The organism is Streptococcus parauberis NCFD 2020, assembly GCF_000187935.1.
Lineage (GTDB): Bacteria > Bacillota > Bacilli > Lactobacillales > Streptococcaceae > Streptococcus > Streptococcus parauberis.
In genome coordinates, this window is record NZ_AEUT02000001.1 from 44,225 (window position 1) to 61,402 (window position 17,178).

At 35.1% G+C, this 17,178-nt stretch carries 17 protein-coding genes; 14 read left to right on the top strand and 3 right to left on the bottom strand.

Annotated features, from left to right (window positions below):
- The first annotated feature begins 2 nt into the window (after positions 1-2).
- On the top strand, positions 3-2,327 hold the full coding sequence (gene rnr / locus SPB_RS00295) for a ribonuclease R (protein WP_003103256.1): 2,325 nt from the start codon (positions 3-5) through the stop codon (positions 2,325-2,327).
- Complete coding sequence (gene smpB / locus SPB_RS00300; RefSeq protein ID WP_003104652.1) at positions 2,327-2,794, top strand: SsrA-binding protein SmpB; 468 nt, start codon at positions 2,327-2,329, stop codon at positions 2,792-2,794. Before rnr ends, smpB begins: the two co-directional genes overlap by 1 nt.
- A gap of 41 nt (positions 2,795-2,835) precedes the next feature.
- On the opposite strand, the gene gloA is transcribed toward smpB, so the two are convergent.
- Entirely contained in the window at positions 2,836-3,213 is a 378-nt protein-coding gene (gloA, locus tag SPB_RS00305) for a lactoylglutathione lyase (RefSeq protein WP_003102359.1), read from the bottom strand.
- 9 nt (positions 3,214-3,222) lie between these two features.
- Positions 3,223-3,885, bottom strand: coding sequence for an NAD(P)H-dependent oxidoreductase (locus SPB_RS00310; protein WP_003103503.1), 663 nt, complete (start codon positions 3,883-3,885; stop codon positions 3,223-3,225).
- Positions 3,886-4,049: 164 nt separating this feature from the next.
- Here SPB_RS00310 and SPB_RS00315 point away from each other — a divergent pair, with 164 nt between their 5' ends.
- The 10 genes from SPB_RS00315 (at position 4,050) to SPB_RS00360 (ending at position 13,298) form a co-directional block, all read left to right on the top strand.
- On the top strand, positions 4,050-5,483 hold the full coding sequence (locus SPB_RS00315) for a 6-phospho-beta-glucosidase (RefSeq protein WP_003104554.1): 1,434 nt from the start codon (positions 4,050-4,052) through the stop codon (positions 5,481-5,483).
- A gap of 210 nt (positions 5,484-5,693) precedes the next feature.
- Positions 5,694-6,029: a hypothetical protein gene (locus SPB_RS00320; protein ID WP_003106099.1), complete on the top strand. Its 336-nt coding sequence runs from the start codon at positions 5,694-5,696 to the stop codon at positions 6,027-6,029.
- Positions 6,030-6,181: 152 nt separating this feature from the next.
- Positions 6,182-6,496, top strand: a complete 315-nt coding sequence (locus tag SPB_RS00325) for a PTS cellobiose transporter subunit IIB (protein ID WP_003106050.1) — start codon at positions 6,182-6,184, stop codon at positions 6,494-6,496.
- 61 nt (positions 6,497-6,557) lie between these two features.
- Positions 6,558-8,525: a BglG family transcription antiterminator gene (locus tag SPB_RS00330; RefSeq protein ID WP_003102903.1), complete on the top strand. Its 1,968-nt coding sequence runs from the start codon at positions 6,558-6,560 to the stop codon at positions 8,523-8,525.
- 9 nt (positions 8,526-8,534) lie between these two features.
- Positions 8,535-8,849: a PTS cellobiose transporter subunit IIA gene (locus SPB_RS00335; protein ID WP_003102976.1), complete on the top strand. Its 315-nt coding sequence runs from the start codon at positions 8,535-8,537 to the stop codon at positions 8,847-8,849.
- Positions 8,850-8,870: 21 nt separating this feature from the next.
- A complete protein-coding gene (locus SPB_RS00340; RefSeq protein WP_003105572.1) occupies positions 8,871-9,389 on the top strand; it encodes a hypothetical protein in 519 nt (172 codons plus the stop codon).
- 26 nt (positions 9,390-9,415) lie between these two features.
- Positions 9,416-10,753: a PTS cellobiose transporter subunit IIC gene (celB, locus tag SPB_RS00345; protein ID WP_003105300.1), complete on the top strand. Its 1,338-nt coding sequence runs from the start codon at positions 9,416-9,418 to the stop codon at positions 10,751-10,753.
- 69 nt (positions 10,754-10,822) lie between these two features.
- Complete coding sequence (locus SPB_RS00350) at positions 10,823-11,911, top strand: DUF871 domain-containing protein (RefSeq protein ID WP_003103913.1); 1,089 nt, start codon at positions 10,823-10,825, stop codon at positions 11,909-11,911.
- A 95-nt stretch (positions 11,912-12,006) separates the two neighbouring features.
- The gene (locus SPB_RS00355) at positions 12,007-12,570 is read left to right on the top strand and encodes a TetR/AcrR family transcriptional regulator (RefSeq protein ID WP_003104899.1); all 564 of its coding nucleotides are present in this window, start codon (positions 12,007-12,009) and stop codon (positions 12,568-12,570) included.
- Positions 12,571-12,581: 11 nt separating this feature from the next.
- A complete protein-coding gene (locus tag SPB_RS00360; RefSeq protein ID WP_003104285.1) occupies positions 12,582-13,298 on the top strand; it encodes a CPBP family intramembrane glutamic endopeptidase in 717 nt (238 codons plus the stop codon).
- A 56-nt stretch (positions 13,299-13,354) separates the two neighbouring features.
- Here SPB_RS00360 and SPB_RS00365 read toward each other — a convergent pair whose 3' ends face one another.
- Positions 13,355-14,440 carry a M24 family metallopeptidase gene (locus tag SPB_RS00365; protein ID WP_003103188.1) on the bottom strand — a complete coding sequence of 362 codons (1,086 nt, stop codon included), beginning with the start codon at positions 14,438-14,440 and terminating at the stop codon, positions 13,355-13,357.
- Positions 14,441-14,611: 171 nt separating this feature from the next.
- Between SPB_RS00365 and ccpA the strand changes: the two genes are divergently transcribed.
- Together ccpA and SPB_RS00375 are read left to right on the top strand one after the other, a co-directional pair.
- Positions 14,612-15,613: a catabolite control protein A gene (ccpA, locus tag SPB_RS00370; protein WP_003102466.1), complete on the top strand. Its 1,002-nt coding sequence runs from the start codon at positions 14,612-14,614 to the stop codon at positions 15,611-15,613.
- A 43-nt stretch (positions 15,614-15,656) separates the two neighbouring features.
- Complete coding sequence (locus SPB_RS00375; RefSeq protein ID WP_003105718.1) at positions 15,657-17,123, top strand: alpha-amylase; 1,467 nt, start codon at positions 15,657-15,659, stop codon at positions 17,121-17,123.
- Positions 17,124-17,178: the final 55 nt, after the last annotated feature.

Here is a 17,178-nt window from a genome sequence, read left to right on the forward strand (position 1 = left end):
ACATGAAAGAATTAATATTAAACTATCTAAAAGAACATGGGAAATCCAATATCAATGATATTGCTGCTGCTTTGGATATGGTCGGAGCACAAAAGTTTCCAAACTTAATCAAAGAAATCTCAAAAATGGAAAGTAAGCGACTTTTACGTTTCTCAAATGATGGGACGATTTCGCTTCGTAAACCGAGAGAAGAAAAAGAAATCATTACTGTTGAAGGAGTCTTTAGAGCTAATAAGGCAGGCTTTGGTTTCCTATTTGTTGATGAAAATGAAGATGATATGTTCATTGGACGTAATGATGTTGGTTATGCTATTGATGGTGACAAGGTTGCAGTAACTATCAAAAAACCTGCAGATCGTATAAAAGGGACAGCTGCTGAAGCAAAAGTTGTCAAAGTGGTTGAACATGCCCTAACAACTGTTGTAGGTAAATTTGTTTTAGATGATGATAAGCCAAAATATGCTGGTTATATTAAATCCAAAAATCAAAAAATTCAACAACCAATTTATATCAAAAAAGAGCCAGTTGTTTTGGACGGATCAGAAATTATTAAAGTTGAGATTGAAAAATACCCAACAAGAGGACATGATTATTTTGTGGGAAATGTCCGTGATATTGTTGGTCATCAAGGGGATGTTGGGATTGATGTTTTAGAAGTTTTGGAATCAATGGATATTGTTTCAGAGTTTCCAGATGATGTCTTAGCTGAAGCAAATGCTATACCAGATGCACCAAGTGATAAGGATTTAATGGGACGTGTTGATTTACGCAAAGAAATTACCATTACCATTGATGGCGCTGATGCCAAGGACTTAGATGATGCCATTCATATCAAAAAGCTTGAAAATGGGAACTTCGAACTAGGTGTCCACATTGCTGACGTGTCATACTATGTAACTGAAGGTTCTGCCTTAAATCGTGAAGCTGCTGAACGTGGAACATCTGTTTATGTAACTGACCGCGTTGTTCCAATGTTACCAGAACGTCTTTCTAATGGCATTTGTTCATTGAATCCAAACGTGGACCGTCTGACACAGTCAGCCATTATGGAAATCGATATGCAAGGTAAAGTTGTTGATTATCAAATCTGTCAATCTGTCATTAATACTACTTTCAGAATGACTTATAGCCGTGTAAATGATATGATTGCTGGCGATGAAGAGGCCCTTGATGAATTTGCACCTATTGTTGAGGCAGTCCAAGATATGGCAGTCCTTCATAAAATCCTTGAAACCATGCGTGTCAAACGCGGAGCCCTTAACTTTGACACCTCTGAGGCCCGTATTATTGTCAATGATAAAGGTATGCCGGTTGATATTGTGGTCCGCAGTCGCGGAATCGCAGAGCGGATGATTGAATCTTTCATGTTAGCAGCCAATGAGTGTGTAGCCGAGCATTTTTCAAAAGCTAAGCTGCCATTTATATACCGTGTCCATGAAGAACCAAAATCAGAGAAGTTACAAAAATTCTTGGACTATGCAAGTATTTTTGGTGTTCAAATTAAAGGTACGGCAAATAAAATCTCACAAGAAGCTCTACAAGATTTTATGGCCAAAGTTGAAGGCCAGCCAGGGGCAGAAGTACTGAACATGATGTTACTACGTTCCATGCAACAAGCTCGCTATTCAGAAACTAATCATGGTCACTATGGACTGGCTGCTGAGTATTACACACATTTCACTAGTCCAATCAGACGTTACCCTGACTTGCTTGTTCACCGGATGATTCGTGATTATAGTCATGTGACCGAAGAGAAGAAGGAACATTTTGCACAGGTTATCCCAGAATTAGCTGCATCATCTTCACGCTTAGAACGTCGTGCCATTGACGCTGAACGTTTAGTAGAAGCTATGAAGAAAGCTGAATACATGGAAGAACACGTTGGTGAAGAATTTGATGCCATTGTTGCCAGCGTAGTTAAATTTGGAATGTTCATTGAATTACCAAATACCATTGAAGGTTTAATCCATGTTACCAGTCTTCCAGAATTCTATAATTACAATGAACGTAATATGACCTTACAAGGTGAGAAGTCAGGAACAGTCTTTAAAGTCGGTCAGCCAATTCATGTTAAATTGGTCAAAGCAAATAAAGAAACTGGAGATATTGACTTTGAATATCTTCCAAGTGAATTTGATGTGAAAGAAAAAGTCGAAAAACCTGACAGACAAAATAATCGTCGCAGAAATAACGATTCTAAGAAGGGCGACCGATTCCCAAAAAACAAATCAAATGATCAAAACAAAGAGGAAGCACCGAAGAAAAAGGGAAGAAAACCTTTCTATAAAGACGCTGCCAAAAAGAATAGTAAGAAAAGGAGTCGTTAATGGCTAAAGGCGAAGGTAATCTACTTGCACAAAATAAAAAGGCTAGGCATGACTATCATATCGTCGAAACCATTGAAGCTGGGATTGTTTTAACTGGTACAGAAATTAAAAGTGTCCGCGCAGCTCGTATCCAATTAAAAGATGGTTTTGCACAGATAAAAAATAATGAAGTTTGGCTAGTGAATGTCCATATTGCACCATTTGAACAAGGAAATATATGGAATTCTGATCCAGAGCGTACACGTAAGCTCTTGATGAAAAAACGAGAAATTCAGCATCTAGCAAATGAACTTAAAGGAACTGGGATGACCTTGATTCCCTTAAAGATTTATTTGAAAGATGGCTTTGCTAAGGTCTTGATTGGTCTGGCAAAAGGGAAACATGATTTTGATAAACGTGAATCATTGAAACGTCGTGAACAAGATCGTGATATCAAACGTGTTATGAAAAGCGTGAATTCACGTTAAAAAGAAAGAAGCTAGGGAAATCTGTCCCAGCTTCTTTCTTTTTATTTCTTCAAATCAATGACTTCAATTTTATACCCATCTGGGTCTTGAATGAAGTAGTAGCGTGCTGATGTTTTTGACAAGCCTTTGATATCAGTCACTGGGAAGCCAGCTTTTTTATGTTTGTCATAATCATTGTCAAAGTCTTCTGTGCCTACAGCAATATGGCCATAGCCATCACCTAAATTATAGGCTGCATGGTCATAATTATAGGTTAATTCAAGTTCATAGTCTTCACCTTCAAGGGCTAAATAGACTAAGGTAAACTTATTTTCTGGGAAATCACGACGGCGTGTTTCTTTGAAAGGAAAAGCTGTGGTGTAGAAATCAATAGATTTATCTAAATCTTTAACGCGAATACAAGTATGTAATGCTTTCATATCAGTCTCCTATTTATAAAATGAAATGACTTCATCTCTATTTTTACGGTTTTGCGGATGTCTTGGGTCTCTTAGTCGGTAACCTAAGGACATCATACTAGCAATGCCTTCTTTTTCTGGATCGATGATATTGTGTTTTGCCAAAATTTCATCAACTTTTGCATATTCAAATCCTTCAATTGGGCATGAGTCGATACCTAATAAGGCTGCTGACATCATCATATTGCCAAGAGCAATATAAGTTTGTTTTGCCGTCCAGTCAAAAAGTGCGCGTGGGTTATCAGCCATATCCATATCCCGTTTTTGGAAATCTTCATAGGTTTTTAGGCGACTGATCATGCCTTCACCATCTTTAATACCACGACGGACAAGGCTTTCCCGCATTGATGGACCATCATAGCGGGCATTTTTTTCAGCAATTAACAGAATAAAATGACTAGCTGTTTCTAGTTGATATTGAGCCCCCCAGGCAAATTCTTTTAGCTCTGCTTTGACGTCTTCGTTTTCCAAGACGACAAAACGCCAGCCTTCTAGGCCCACTGATGATGGGCTCCGCCATGCCGCATCCAAAATAATATTAAGATCCTCATCGGGAATTTTATTATCGTTGTACACGCGAACAGCTGTTCTAAAATAAAAACTTTCTTTTACTTTTTCACGCATTGTATCCATGATTTTCCTCCTTTTTGTATAGTGTTATGATAGCATAAAGCTTTTCTGATGACAAAAATTCATGATTGTTTGCTACTTTCCTTTTCTATAAGGAAATTTTTCAAATATTAAATCATGTAACCGTTTGCTACAATGATAGTATGAAATAATAGGAGGATTAGAACATGTCGAAATTACCAGATAGCTTTTTATGGGGTGGGGCAGTTGCTGCTCACCAACTCGAAGGAGGGTGGCAAGAAGGTGGTAAAGGACCTAGTGTAGCGGATGTGATGACTTCTGGCCGCCATGGTGTTCCTCGTGAAATTACTGCCGGAGTTTTAGATGGCAAGTATTATCCAAACCATGATGCTATTGATTTTTATCATCGCTATAAAGAGGATGTTAAACTTTTTGCTGAAATGGGCTTTAAATGTTTCCGTACTTCAATTGCTTGGACTCGTATTTTCCCAAATGGAGATGAATTGGAGCCAAATGAAGAAGGACTTCAATTTTATGATGATTTATTTGACGAATGTTTAAAATATGGCATTGAACCTGTTATTACACTTTCCCATTTTGAATTACCTTATCATTTAGTTACTGAGTATGGTGGCTTCACTAACCGTAAAGTGATTGACTTCTTTGTTCGTTTTGCAGAAACAGTATTTACTCGTTACAAAGACAAAGTTAAATATTGGATGACTTTTAATGAAATCAATAATCAAGCCAACTACATGGAGGATTTTGCACCATTTACTAACTCAGGAATTGTGTACAAAGAAGGAGATGACCGTGAAGCAATTATGTATCAGGCAGCTCATTATGAGCTTGTAGCTGCGGCGCGTGCGACAAAAATCGGTCACGAAATCAATCCTGATTTTGAAATTGGTTGTATGATTGCCATGTGTCCAATCTATCCAGCGACTTGTAAACCAGCCGATATCTTAATGGCTCAGAAAGCGATGCAAAAACGCTATTACTTTACTGATGTCCATGTCCATGGCTATTACCCAAATCACATTTTGAATTATTGGGAACGTAAAGGGATTTCGGTTGACTTCACTGAAGAAGACAAAAAGGATCTTATGGCAGGAACTGTTGACTATATTGGATTCTCTTACTACATGTCATTTGCTATTGACTCTCATCGTCCAAATAATCCACATTATGACTATATGGAAACAGAAGATTTAGTTAAAAATGATTATGTAAAAGCTTCGGACTGGGGTTGGCAAATTGACCCAGAAGGGCTCCGCTATTCATTAAACTGGTTTACAGACATGTATCACCTTCCTTTATTTATTGTTGAGAATGGCTTTGGCGCAATAGATCAATTGGAACCTGATGGCATGGTTCATGATGACTATCGGATTGATTACTTAGGTGCCCATATTAAAGAAATGATTAAAGCTGTTGATGAAGATGGCGTTGATTTAATGGGGTACACACCTTGGGGCTGTATTGACCTGGTTTCAGCTAGCACTGGTGAAATGCGTAAACGTTATGGATTTATCTATGTAGATAAAGATGATCAAGGAAACGGTACTAATAATCGCTCACCTAAATTATCATTTAATTGGTATAAAAAAGTGATTGCAAGTAACGGCGAAAGTTTGTAACTTTTAATTTACAGGCAAGGAAGTTAAATTATTTTTAAATTAATGAGATTGAGCTTCTTTTGTTAATAATTTCAATCATCAAACAACTTTAAAAGTTTATGAAATTCTATCTGATTTGCAGTCTCAGATGGAATTTTTTGTTAAAATTTTGACAACGCTTTCAAAAGAAGGTATAATTTTCTTGGAAATAATCTGAATAAGGAGATTCTTATGTTAGAAGTATCATTGATTATTACTTCTTTTATATTATTTATTCTGTTAGTTATCATTATTGTAAAAAACCAAATCCTATTTAGTAGACGAATTGGGTATAATTATTTAATCCGTTTTGAAGAGGTCTCAACTCCAATTGACTTAGGAAAAAATCATAAGATTTTGGAAAAAGTAAAAATTATTAGTGATGATAAAGATAAAGGGATTTATTCAGTACAATCTCAATTAAGTGATATCAAATTAAAAGAGTTTCTTATGTTAGAGTATCATTTGACCTTATCTCAAGTTATCGTTTCATCTATCCAATTATCAGGCTCAATAGGCGCAATCTAACAATAATCTCTGATTATTGTTTTCTTTTTGGAAAATTTTTTTTTTGCCTTATTCTTTTCCGTAGTGATACGGAAATTGTAGCTATGGTCATTGAAAGCGTATACACATATAATTAAGATACAAAATAACAAAACTTTACAGGAGGCAGTCAAATGACTAAAGCGTTAATTATCTGTGCCGGAGGCATGTCATCATCACTAATTGCTAAAAAAACTCAAACTCTACTTGCTGAACAAGGAGTTGAAGTGGAAATGAATGCTGTTGGTGTTCCTGAAGGTGGGAAATTAATTTCATCATCTGCTTATGACTTATACCTAGTAAGTCCACAAACAAAAATGCACTTCAAACAATTTGCTGATGCTGGTGCTAAAGTTAACAAACCAGTTGTTCAAATTCCACCACAAGCTTACATTCCAATTCCAATGGGAATTGAAAAAATGGCAACTCTTGTAAAGGAAAATATCTAATTTCTAATATTCTGAAATTTTAGTATACTAGAGATAGTACATTTTCTAAAGGAGATAACAGATGTTAGGTCAAAAGGAAAAGCTTATCTTACAATACTTATACCAAAATCGAGGAGAGTATGTTACCAGTAAAGTGCTAGCTGAACACTTGAAATGCTCAGATCGAACTGTAAGAACATATATCAAATCTTTATTGTCTTTTGTTACTGAGGAAGAAAATATTAATATTATCTCTAAACAAGGATACGGTTATAAGTTAGACCTGACTGAAGAATCAGCTTATCTAAATTTAGTTTCTGATAATAATATTCAAGTTGGTACGGATAACATTGATATCAACGATCGTCATAATTTCATCATCAATAAATTAATTTTCGAACAAGAGGATGTTTTCTTTGAAGATTTAATGGATCAGTTATACGTTAGTCGATCGACTTTATCATCAGATTTTAAAAAAATAAGAAATGAATTCGCTCGTTATCAATTAACAATTGAAAGTCGAGCAAATAAAGGTGTCTATGTTAGTGGCGCTGAGCATAATAAGCGCCACTTTATTATGGACTATTTTTACAGTGGGCATTTCTTAAAGAATATTCATCAGTATATTGGTGATGACTTCTTTAAACTACCAATTAGTTTTGAAGAATTAACCATTATTGTACTTGACGAATGCCGGAGCCAATATCTAAAATTGTCTGATTTTGTAATTCAGAATCTGATAGTTCATATTGCTTTAGCCATTTCCAGAGTAAAAGATGGATTCCAAATTTCTGAATTAATTATTGACAATGAAAAATTCAAAAAGGAAATTGGTGTTGCTACAAATATTATTAATCGAATAAATCGAGTGACTGGAACTGATTTTCCAGATGAAGAAATAAATTACATTGCTCTTCATTTAATTTCAGAAAGTATTAATTCATCACATTCAGATGATTTAGAAATAATTAGTTTAAGACAAGATTTGATAGACGCAGCAAATGATATTGATTTGCACTATGGTTATCAATTTACTCAAGATTTCACCTTCCTAGAAGGTTTATTGAAACACTTAGAAGTCTTATTAGAACGTGTGAGAAACGGGGTTCGTCTGGATAATCCTTTATTAGAAGATATCCAAAAACAATATAAAGAAGCCTTTCTTGTCTCAAGAAGTTTAATGAGTCATCTAAGATATTTTAAAGATTTTTCCTTATCAGATGATGAAATTGCTTACGTTTCTCTCCATATACTAGCGGGAATTGAACGGTTTCATCAAAATAATAAACTAAATGCTCTAGTTATTTGTGCTACCGGATATGGAAGTGCTCAGATGCTTAGAATGCGTTTGGAAAATGAACTTGGTAGACAATTGAACATTGCTAATTTAGTTGGCTATTATGATATTACTGATGAGAATTTAGAAGGTATTGATGTCATAATTTCAACAATTGACTTAACTAATCTGGTGTTCTCTATCCCAGTCTTTACAGTTAGTGTCTTTCTTAAAGATGAAGAAGTGAAGGAATTAAAAAAACACTTTATCAGTATAGAAAGCAAACAGCATGGTCGTGGAGCTGAAAGTAATCAATTAGAAATAAACGAAATTTTTGATCATCATTTTTCTGAAGATGCTTTTATGATTTTGCATGACTGTGACAAAAAAACAGTACTTGAAAAATTAGTAGGAGCAATGGATAGTAAAGATATCGAGAATTATCAAATCTCGATGAGAGAATTAATTGCAAATCGTGAATCGATGAGTACGGTTATTTTCGATCAAGACATAGCTGTTCCACATCCCTTGAAATCATTAGACAGAGAAGCAAAAATTGGAATTGCGGTGATTCCGGAAGGAATTTACTGGGAGGAAGGATTTGAAAAAATCAAATTTGTTTTCTTAGTTTCACCTTCGATTTATAAAAACGATGGTTTAGCAGAAATGACTAAATTAATTGTTAATTTAACGGAAAATCCACAAACTAAACAAGAATTGCTTGAATGTCATGATTTCGACTGCTTTAAGAAAATATTATTAACATTAAAATAGGAGAAAAAAATGACAAACGAAGAAGTGCAAATGGCTGCATTTGAAATTATTTTAAATAGTGGAAATTCTAGAACTACAGTTCATGAAGCTTTTGCAGCTATGCGTGAAGGTGATTATGATAAAGCCTCAGAATTACTAGAAGCTGCTAATGAAGAATTACTATTAGCTCACAAAGCTCAGACTCACCTCTTACAAGAATACGCAGGTGGTACTGAAATCACAATTGAAATCATTATGGTTCATGCACAAGACCATTTGATGACAACAATGACGCTTCGTGAAGTTGCTATTGAGATGTTAGAATTGTACAAACGCATTAAATAATGCAATGAAGGAGTAAGGCAAATGACAAAAAAAGAAATGGAAAGAGTAGAGTCTCTACGTAAAACAAATGCTATAAAAACCATGTATTATACTCGTTATTTCATGGTGAGATATGTAGTGACATTCTTTTTCTTCGTAAACCTCTATTGGGGTGTAACGCTCTATTTATCAAATGCCACTTCGGCAATGTTGTTACCAATTGGTTTGGGAATTTTTGCTGGTCTTGGCATGTGGGAGCAATTTAGAATGTATACCACTGAGCAAAAAGAAGCAAAGAAATCAAAATTATTGTTTAAAGCAACTATTGCGGCTAATAGTTGTTTGGCACTACTAACCTTAGTTGGCCAATCACAACTATTATATCCATTCTTCAATGAAAATCTTTCAACAAGATTATTCATTCTTGGTATTCTAGTTCTTGGTATACTTATTTCCTTCTGGATGTTAGTCAAAATTAGCCGTATCGATACCAATAAAGATAGACAATTCGTTCGAATAAATCGTTATTTGGCATCACTTAACCTTAGCAAACATTATTAATGTAAATAAATTAGGAGGTAAGATTAATGTTTGAAATTTTAGAGAAGTACCTCATGGGGCCAATGGGGAAAGTATCAACTTGGCGTCCTGTACGTGCGATTGTAGCTGCTGGGATGGCAAGTATCCCACTTACTATCGTCGGTTCAGCATTCTTGGTTTTGGGAGTACTCCCACAAGCCTTTCCGTTTTTAGCAGGTATTTGGGCAGGCTCATTTGATAAATTTGCAGCTTTAACATTACTAGCTTATAAATGTTCAATGGGGATTTTAACCCTTTACTTCGCATTAGTTATTGGTTATGAATATACTAAGATTTATGCTGAAGAAGATGGGGTTAACTTAAACCCACTTAATGGTGGTATTCTTTCTGTATTTGCTTTCTTCATGACTATTCCTGAATTAACTTTCACAAAAGGAAATATGACTTTAGTTGCAACAGAAACAACTATCAATGGTTGGACTGTAGGAGGCGACAGCTTAGCTCGTTTGTCAACATCAGGTCTATTTACTGGTATCTTGATGGCAATCCTTGCTGTTCAATTATACCGTCTCTGTGTTGTTAAAAACTGGGTTGTTAAAATGCCAGAAGCTGTTCCAGAAGGTGTTGCTCGTTCATTTACAGCCTTGATTCCTGCATTTGTAGTTGCAATTACAGTTATCTTCATCAATGGTGCTTTCATCATGATGGGTACAGATATCTATAAAGTTATCGCTATCCCATTTGGTTTCGTTAAAAATATTACCAATTCAATTGGTGGTATCATCGTAATCTACTTCCTAGTTCACGCATTGTGGTTAGTTGGTATCCACGGTGCAAACATCGTTATGGGCCTTGTTAACCCAATTCTTCTTGCTAACATGGCTGAAAACGTAAATGGTGCACACTTTGCCTTTGCTGGTGAGTTCACTAATGCCTATGTTACAATTGGTGGTTCAGGGGCAACTCTTGGTGTGTGTATCTTCATGGCACTACTTGCTAAATCTGAACAATTGAAAATGCTTGGTCGTGCGGCTATCGGTTCATCTATCTTCAACATTAATGAACCACTTATCTTTGGTCTTCCAATCGTTTATAACCCAATCTTAGCTATTCCATTTATCTGTGCTCCAGTAGTTACAGCGGTTCTAGCTTATGTTGTTGTTAACTTAAACATTGTTAAAGAAGCAATCGTTCAAACTCCATGGCCAACACCTGGTGGATTCGGTGCCTTCATCGGTTCTGGTGGTGACATTAAAGCTGCTATTCTTTCTATAGTATGTATTGCTGTTGCTTTCTTAATCTGGTTACCATTCATCAAATATTATGACAATAAGCTTGTTGCTGAAGAACAAGCAGTAGCTGCAGAAGCTGCTACAGTAGCATAATTCACTAAAATACCTCAGCTCACTTAGTGACTTGAGGTATTTTATTTTTTAATAACCAAGGAGTATATTATGGGACAATTAGGAATTTCTGTTTACCCGTCCAAATCAAGTATGGCTGATATGAAGGGTTATATTGACTTGGCGCGCAAATATGGTTACACACGTTTATTTACGTCAATGCTTGAAGTAGCAGATAATGCCCAAGAAACAGTTGAAACCTTTAAAGAAATCATCCATTATGGAAATGAAAATGGGCTTAAAACTTCATTGGATGTAAATCCAAGACTCTTTAAAGCTCTTGATATTGCCTACAACCAATTAGAAGTCTTTAATGAAATGGGGATAGATGCGCTCCGTCTTGACGAAGGATTTACTGGTTATGAAGAAGCTATGCTAACACATAATCCATTTGGCATTAAAATTGAATTGAACATTTCAAGAGGTCAACATTACATCGAAATGGTTAATGACTTCGGACCCAACCGTCAACTCTTAATTGGCTCGCATAACTTTTATCCTCAAGCATATACAGGTCTATCCTTTGATTATTTTGTAGAAACCGCAAAGCAATACAAAAACTACAATCTAGAAACTGCAGCCTTTATTGATAGTCCCGACGGCAAAATTGGTCCATGGCCACTTTCTGATCGGATGGTTTCTGCAGAAATTCAAAGAGACATGTCATTGGCTGCTCAAGTTTCTTTATTGAAGATGACTGGTTACATTGATGATATTTTGATCTCATCATCACTCCTCACGGAAGAGGATTTGAAAACAGTAGCTGAAAGCTTCAAAGCAAGTCTGCCAATTCTACCAGTGCAACTTGTGGAAGAATTAACTGACCTTGAAAAGGAAATCCTCTTAAACAATCAACACCTCTATCGTGGTGATAAATCGGATTATATGATTAGATCAAGTCAACCAAGGGTGACCTATAAAGCACATGCTATTGCCCCTAAAAATACCGTCGATATTAAACGTGGTATGGTGACAATTGGTAATGATTTAGCTGGTCAATATAAGGGTGAGTTGCAAATTGCTTTGCAAGATCGGCCTAATAATGGACGACAAAATGTTGTTGCAAGTCTCCCTCAGGAGAATTTAGCACTTTTAGATTTATTACAGGTTTGGTATAGTTTTAATTTTAAAGAAACTTAGACTCCAAGACTTGTTTAAGCTCTAGTTTAGCTTGACAAGTCTTTTTTTAATGGCTATAATTAAATAACAGTTGTTATATATTATAAGGAGGCAGGATGAGAGGACCAAAACAGAAATATAGTAAGCAGTTACTTCTAGAAAAAGGGTTGGCGTATGTAAATGAATTTGGGATGTCAAATTTGAGTTTCAGGAAATTTGCGACCTATATTGGCTGCTCTACTCAGCCAATTATCTCATCATTTGGAAATCTGGAAACATTGATATTGGAACTAGGAATTGCTATTGAAAGATTCTATGATGACTATACCTCACAATTCGTTAAAGAAGAAAAGGATAGTTTTCTAACTGTAGGGTTGGCATATATCTCTTTTGCCAATGAGTATTCCAATTATTTTCATTCTTTGTTTTTAATGGACTATTTTAAAAAGGAAAGTTTTAGTGCATTTTTTACGGATGAAGAGAGTCAATCATTCGTTAGAGATTTAGCTCATACCTTAAATCTATCAGAAACTGTAGCTCTAAAATTACTACGTAATATGTGGTTAACGACACATGGAATTGCAACATTTGCATATACTAACCAAGTAGATCTTGATCATTCAGAAATTGAAGAAATACTTCAACAAAATTTTCAAGGCTTGCTTTCAGTTCTGAAATAAGAGGATAAATCATGAAACAAATTTTTAAGAGTATTGGCTTCGCCCTATTGATGGTAATATTTCCAACAATTGCAGGTGTTCTAATTCAACTCAAACATATTACTGACCCAACTAAAGTTTATATGGTAGAAGCTTTTTGTTTTTTCATCGCAGTAGTTGTAGGCTATTTAATCTACCGTAAGATAAAAAAGCATTATTTTTTTGCTAGCTCACCGAAAATTAAATTATATTATTTACCTATCATTTTAATTGAAATCTGTACATTAATTGCGATACCCAAGTTTGACCATCCCGCAACTTATTTTTTAGTCCTATTAGCTTTTACTATTTTTGTTGGAATCAGTGAGGAACTCTTTTTTAGAGCAATTATCCTACGGCTACTATCAACTAAAAGTATTACTTTTGGAATAATGGGTTCCAGTCTTTTATTTGGACTACTCCACATGGCTAATTTAGCAGGTGGGAGCAGTATCATTTATGTTTGTTTTCAGATTGTCTTTGCCTTCTTATTTGGACTTGTAGCAGCCTATATTGTTGTTATTGAAAAGAGTCTACTGACGGTAATTATCTGGCATGCTATTCATGATTACTTTGGCATTATCACAGGAAACGAGATTGATACACTAGCAATTATTATTGTTATTACACAGTGTCTAATTTTACTTGCTTATGCCATCTATTTACATCGAATTAGTTATGGGAAATTACCTTCCATTGAAAAGAAATAAAACCCAGTCCGTTAGGACTGGGTTTTATGTTAGATAAAAGCATCTAACCAATCTTTTTATCCTTCAAAATAAAGGAGTTCTTTTGGAGTTTTAGTAAATGGTTGGAAGCCATCTTTTGTGACATAGCCACAATCCTCAATGCGGACACCAACTTTTCCTGGAATGTAAATGCCAGGTTCGACTGAGAAGCACATGCCTTCTTCAACAACCATGTCATTACCTTCCATGATTGATGGGAATTCATGGACATCCATTCCTAAACCATGTCCAAGGCGATGATTAAAGTACTCACCGTAACCTGCTCTTTCGATTACATCACGTGCAGCAGCATCGACTTGAGCAGCAGTGACACCTGGCTTAATAAATTCTTGTGCGGTTAATTGTGCCTCTAAACAAAGATTGTAGATATCGACTTTGAATTGATCAGGTTTTCCGACAGCTACTGTTCTTGTCATATCACTGGTATATCCTAAAGTTTCAACACCCAGGTCAAATAAAAGCAAAGCATTATTTTCAATTTTGTTGGTACCTGGAATACCATGTGGATTAGCTGCGTTATCACCTGTTAAAACCATAGTATCGAAACTCATTTTATTGATACCTTGCTTTTTCATTTCAAATTCAATTTGGGCAATAATATCAGTTTCTGTAACATTTAATGAAATGTTTTCAAAACCAACTTGGACTGCCTTATCGGCAAAGTCACCAGCAACTAGCATCTTTTCAATTTCATCTTTAGATTTAATTAAACGCATTCTTTGGATAATTGGACTCAAATTATCAAATTGACCAGAGAAAACAGTCTGTAAACCTTGGAATTTTGTTACATTTAAATGATCAAATTCCGCATAAATACGTTTTGCATCTTTAATTGGTAAGGCTACTTTAATCTTTTCCCAAGGATTTTCTGCATCTAAATAACCTTGAACAGTAAATGAAACAATTGACTTTGCTCGAGCAACTTCTAATGCAGGTACAAATAGGAGTGGTTCTTTATCATGAAAAACAAATAAGAACATTTGTCTTTCATGAGGGTCACAATCAAAGCCAGAAAGATAATTTACTGTAACAGGGTCTGAAAAGACTGCAACTTCAGCCTCTGATTCTTTGATAAAATGACGTATCTTATCTAATTTAGTCATGGTATACCTTCTTTCTATCTCTATTTTTTCAAAAATAGTGCAAAATTGCAAGCTTTCCTTTGAATATTGAAAAAGTTTTCAAATTGTATCATTTTTACTTGAAAGTGTTTCCAAAACATGCTAGAATTAGTTTTGAAAGCGTAATTTTCAAGTAGAAAGGAAGATAAAACAATGAACACAGATGATACAATTACGATTTATGACGTTGCTCGCGAAGCAGGTGTTTCTATGGCAACAGTAAGTCGTGTTGTCAACGGAAATAAAAACGTTAAAGAAAATACACGCAAAAAAGTGTTGGAAGTTATAGACCGTTTAGATTATCGTCCTAATGCAGTTGCCCGAGGACTAGCAAGTAAAAAAACAACTACAGTAGGTGTGGTAATTCCAAATATTGCCAATAGTTATTTTTCAATTTTAGCAAAAGGGATTGATGATATTGCTGCAATGTACAAGTATAATATTGTCCTTGCATCAAGTGATGAAGATGATGATAAAGAGGTAAGTGTTGTTAACACTCTATTTGCAAAACAAGTAGATGGTATTATCTTTATGGGTCACCATTTAACAGAGAAAATTCGTGCAGAATTTTCTCGTTCACGTACACCAATCGTTCTAGCTGGAACAGTTGACTTGGAACATCAGTTACCAAGTGTTAATATTGATTATAAATTGGCAGTTTCCAATGTAATTGATATTTTAGTAGAAAATCACAAAAAAATTGCTTTTGTGTCTGGACCACTAATCGATGATATCAATGGAAAAGTGAGATTACTAGGCTATAAAGAAGGACTTAGAAAGAATAAGTTGGACTATAAAGAAGGATTAGTTTTTGAAGCTAATTATTCTTATAAAGAAGGTTTTGAATTAGCTCAACGCGTAATCAATTCAGGTGCTACAGCAGCTTATGTTGGAGAAGATGAATTAGCAGCAGGCTTACTTAATGGTTTATTTGCAGCAGGGAAAAATGTTCCTGAGGACTTTGAAATTATTACAAGTAACGATTCACCAGTTGTTGACTATACAAGACCAAATCTTTCTTCAATCAGTCAACCTGTGTATGATTTAGGAGCTGTCAGCATGCGTATGTTGACAAAAATCATGAACAAAGAAGATTTGGAAGAAAAAGAAATTCTCCTAAACCATGGTATCAAACGTCGTGGTACAACAAAATAGTAAATCTACCTGCAAAGGTAGATTTTTTTAGAAAAGGATCTCTATGACAAATGATTTAATTATGCAAGCTTTTGAATGGTATTTACCAGCAGATAGTAAGCATTGGCAAAAACTACAAGCTTCAATTCCTGAATTACAAAAATTAGGAATCAGCAAGATATGGTTACCACCAGCTTTCAAAGGAACTGGTACAAATGATGTTGGATATGGTATATATGACCTTTTTGACTTAGGTGAGTTTGATCAAAATGGGACAGTTCCAACTAAATATGGTAGCAAAGAAGAGTATCTTTCTTTAGTCTCAGAATTAAATAAAGCCGGAATTCAGCCAATTGCCGATGTAGTCTTAAATCATAAGGCAAATGCCGATCAAAAAGAGACATTTTACGTTTTGAAGATGAATCCTGAAAATCGTCAAGAACCAATTTCTGAACCATATGAAATAGAAGGCTGGACAGGATTTAATTTCCCAGGTCGTGAAAATAAGTATAACAACTTCAAATGGCATTGGTATCATTTTTCTGGTTTAGATTATGATGCAAGAAATAATGAAACAGGTATTTACTTAATAGCTGGTGACAATAAAGGTTGGGCAGATCAAGAAACGGTTGACAATGAAAAAGGGAATTTTGATTACCTCATGTTTAATGATATTGATTTTAAACACCCTGAGGTTAGACAACACCTTAAAGACTGGACAAAATGGTACATCAGTGAATCGCAAGTTAAAGGTTTCAGATTGGATGCTATTAAACACATTGATGCTTCCTTCATGAAAGAATTCATTACCTTTATTCAAGCAGAGATTGATGAGAATTTTTATATCTTTGGTGAATATTGGAAAGATGATTTTGATGCGACAGAACATTATCTTGAATTAATTGACTATAAATTTGATCTCTTTGATGTTGCCTTGCATATGAATTTTTACCAAGCATGTCAAGCAGGAAATAATTTCGATATGCGTCAGATTTTTGATGGTTCTTTGGTTCAAACTCATCCCATGCATGCAATCACTTTTGTAGAAAATCATGATACACAAAAAGGGCAATCATTACAAAGTAATATTGAAGACTGGTTTAAACCGATTGCTTATTCCTTAGTTATGCTTCGTCAAGATGGTTTGCCATGTGTCTTTTATGGAGATTACTATGGTATTGAAGGTGATGACTTTGGTCAACCTTCCTTTAAAAATGACCTTGATAAATTAGCCTTCTTAAGGAAAGAATTTGCTTATGGACAAGAAGTTGACTATTTCGACCACGCTAATTGTATTGGTTGGACAAGACTCGGTGATGACGAGCATCAGTCTGCTTTAGCAGTAGTCGTAAGTAATGGCGATAAAGGTTGGAAACATATGGAAGTTGGTCAACTCTATGCCGGCCAAACTTTTGTTGATTATATGGGTAATAGTTCCGAAGAAATGACCATTGATGAAAATGGATGGGCAGATTTTCATGCCCAAGCAGGCTCTGTTTCAGCATGGGTACCTAAGGACAAAATAAAATAAAATAAGTCAGCCTTTTGGCTGATTTTTTTCTTATTAGTGTCAAATCAGCTAAAAT

What these genes read in the sequence shown, in the direction of transcription:
- SPB_RS00340 (WP_003105572.1), top strand. Translation starts at nt 8,871, where the DNA reads ATGACAAAAAAAGAAATGGAAAGAGTAGAGTCTCTACGTAAAACAAAT.
- ccpA (WP_003102466.1), top strand. Translation starts at nt 14,612, where the DNA reads ATGAACACAGATGATACAATTACGATTTATGACGTTGCTCGCGAAGCA.
- SPB_RS00355 (WP_003104899.1), top strand. Translation starts at nt 12,007, where the DNA reads ATGAGAGGACCAAAACAGAAATATAGTAAGCAGTTACTTCTAGAAAAA.
- SPB_RS00360 (WP_003104285.1), top strand. Translation starts at nt 12,582, where the DNA reads ATGAAACAAATTTTTAAGAGTATTGGCTTCGCCCTATTGATGGTAATA.
- SPB_RS00375 (WP_003105718.1), top strand. Translation starts at nt 15,657, where the DNA reads ATGACAAATGATTTAATTATGCAAGCTTTTGAATGGTATTTACCAGCA.
- SPB_RS00310 (WP_003103503.1), bottom strand. Translation starts at nt 3,885, where the DNA reads ATGGATACAATGCGTGAAAAAGTAAAAGAAAGTTTTTATTTTAGAACA.
- SPB_RS00365 (WP_003103188.1), bottom strand. Translation starts at nt 14,440, where the DNA reads ATGACTAAATTAGATAAGATACGTCATTTTATCAAAGAATCAGAGGCT.
- SPB_RS00350 (WP_003103913.1), top strand. Translation starts at nt 10,823, where the DNA reads ATGGGACAATTAGGAATTTCTGTTTACCCGTCCAAATCAAGTATGGCT.
- SPB_RS00325 (WP_003106050.1), top strand. Translation starts at nt 6,182, where the DNA reads ATGACTAAAGCGTTAATTATCTGTGCCGGAGGCATGTCATCATCACTA.
- SPB_RS00315 (WP_003104554.1), top strand. Translation starts at nt 4,050, where the DNA reads ATGTCGAAATTACCAGATAGCTTTTTATGGGGTGGGGCAGTTGCTGCT.
- rnr (WP_003103256.1), top strand. Translation starts at nt 3, where the DNA reads ATGAAAGAATTAATATTAAACTATCTAAAAGAACATGGGAAATCCAAT.
- gloA (WP_003102359.1), bottom strand. Translation starts at nt 3,213, where the DNA reads ATGAAAGCATTACATACTTGTATTCGCGTTAAAGATTTAGATAAATCT.
- smpB (WP_003104652.1), top strand. Translation starts at nt 2,327, where the DNA reads ATGGCTAAAGGCGAAGGTAATCTACTTGCACAAAATAAAAAGGCTAGG.
- SPB_RS00335 (WP_003102976.1), top strand. Translation starts at nt 8,535, where the DNA reads ATGACAAACGAAGAAGTGCAAATGGCTGCATTTGAAATTATTTTAAAT.
- SPB_RS00330 (WP_003102903.1), top strand. Translation starts at nt 6,558, where the DNA reads ATGTTAGGTCAAAAGGAAAAGCTTATCTTACAATACTTATACCAAAAT.
- celB (WP_003105300.1), top strand. Translation starts at nt 9,416, where the DNA reads ATGTTTGAAATTTTAGAGAAGTACCTCATGGGGCCAATGGGGAAAGTA.
- SPB_RS00320 (WP_003106099.1), top strand. Translation starts at nt 5,694, where the DNA reads ATGTTAGAAGTATCATTGATTATTACTTCTTTTATATTATTTATTCTG.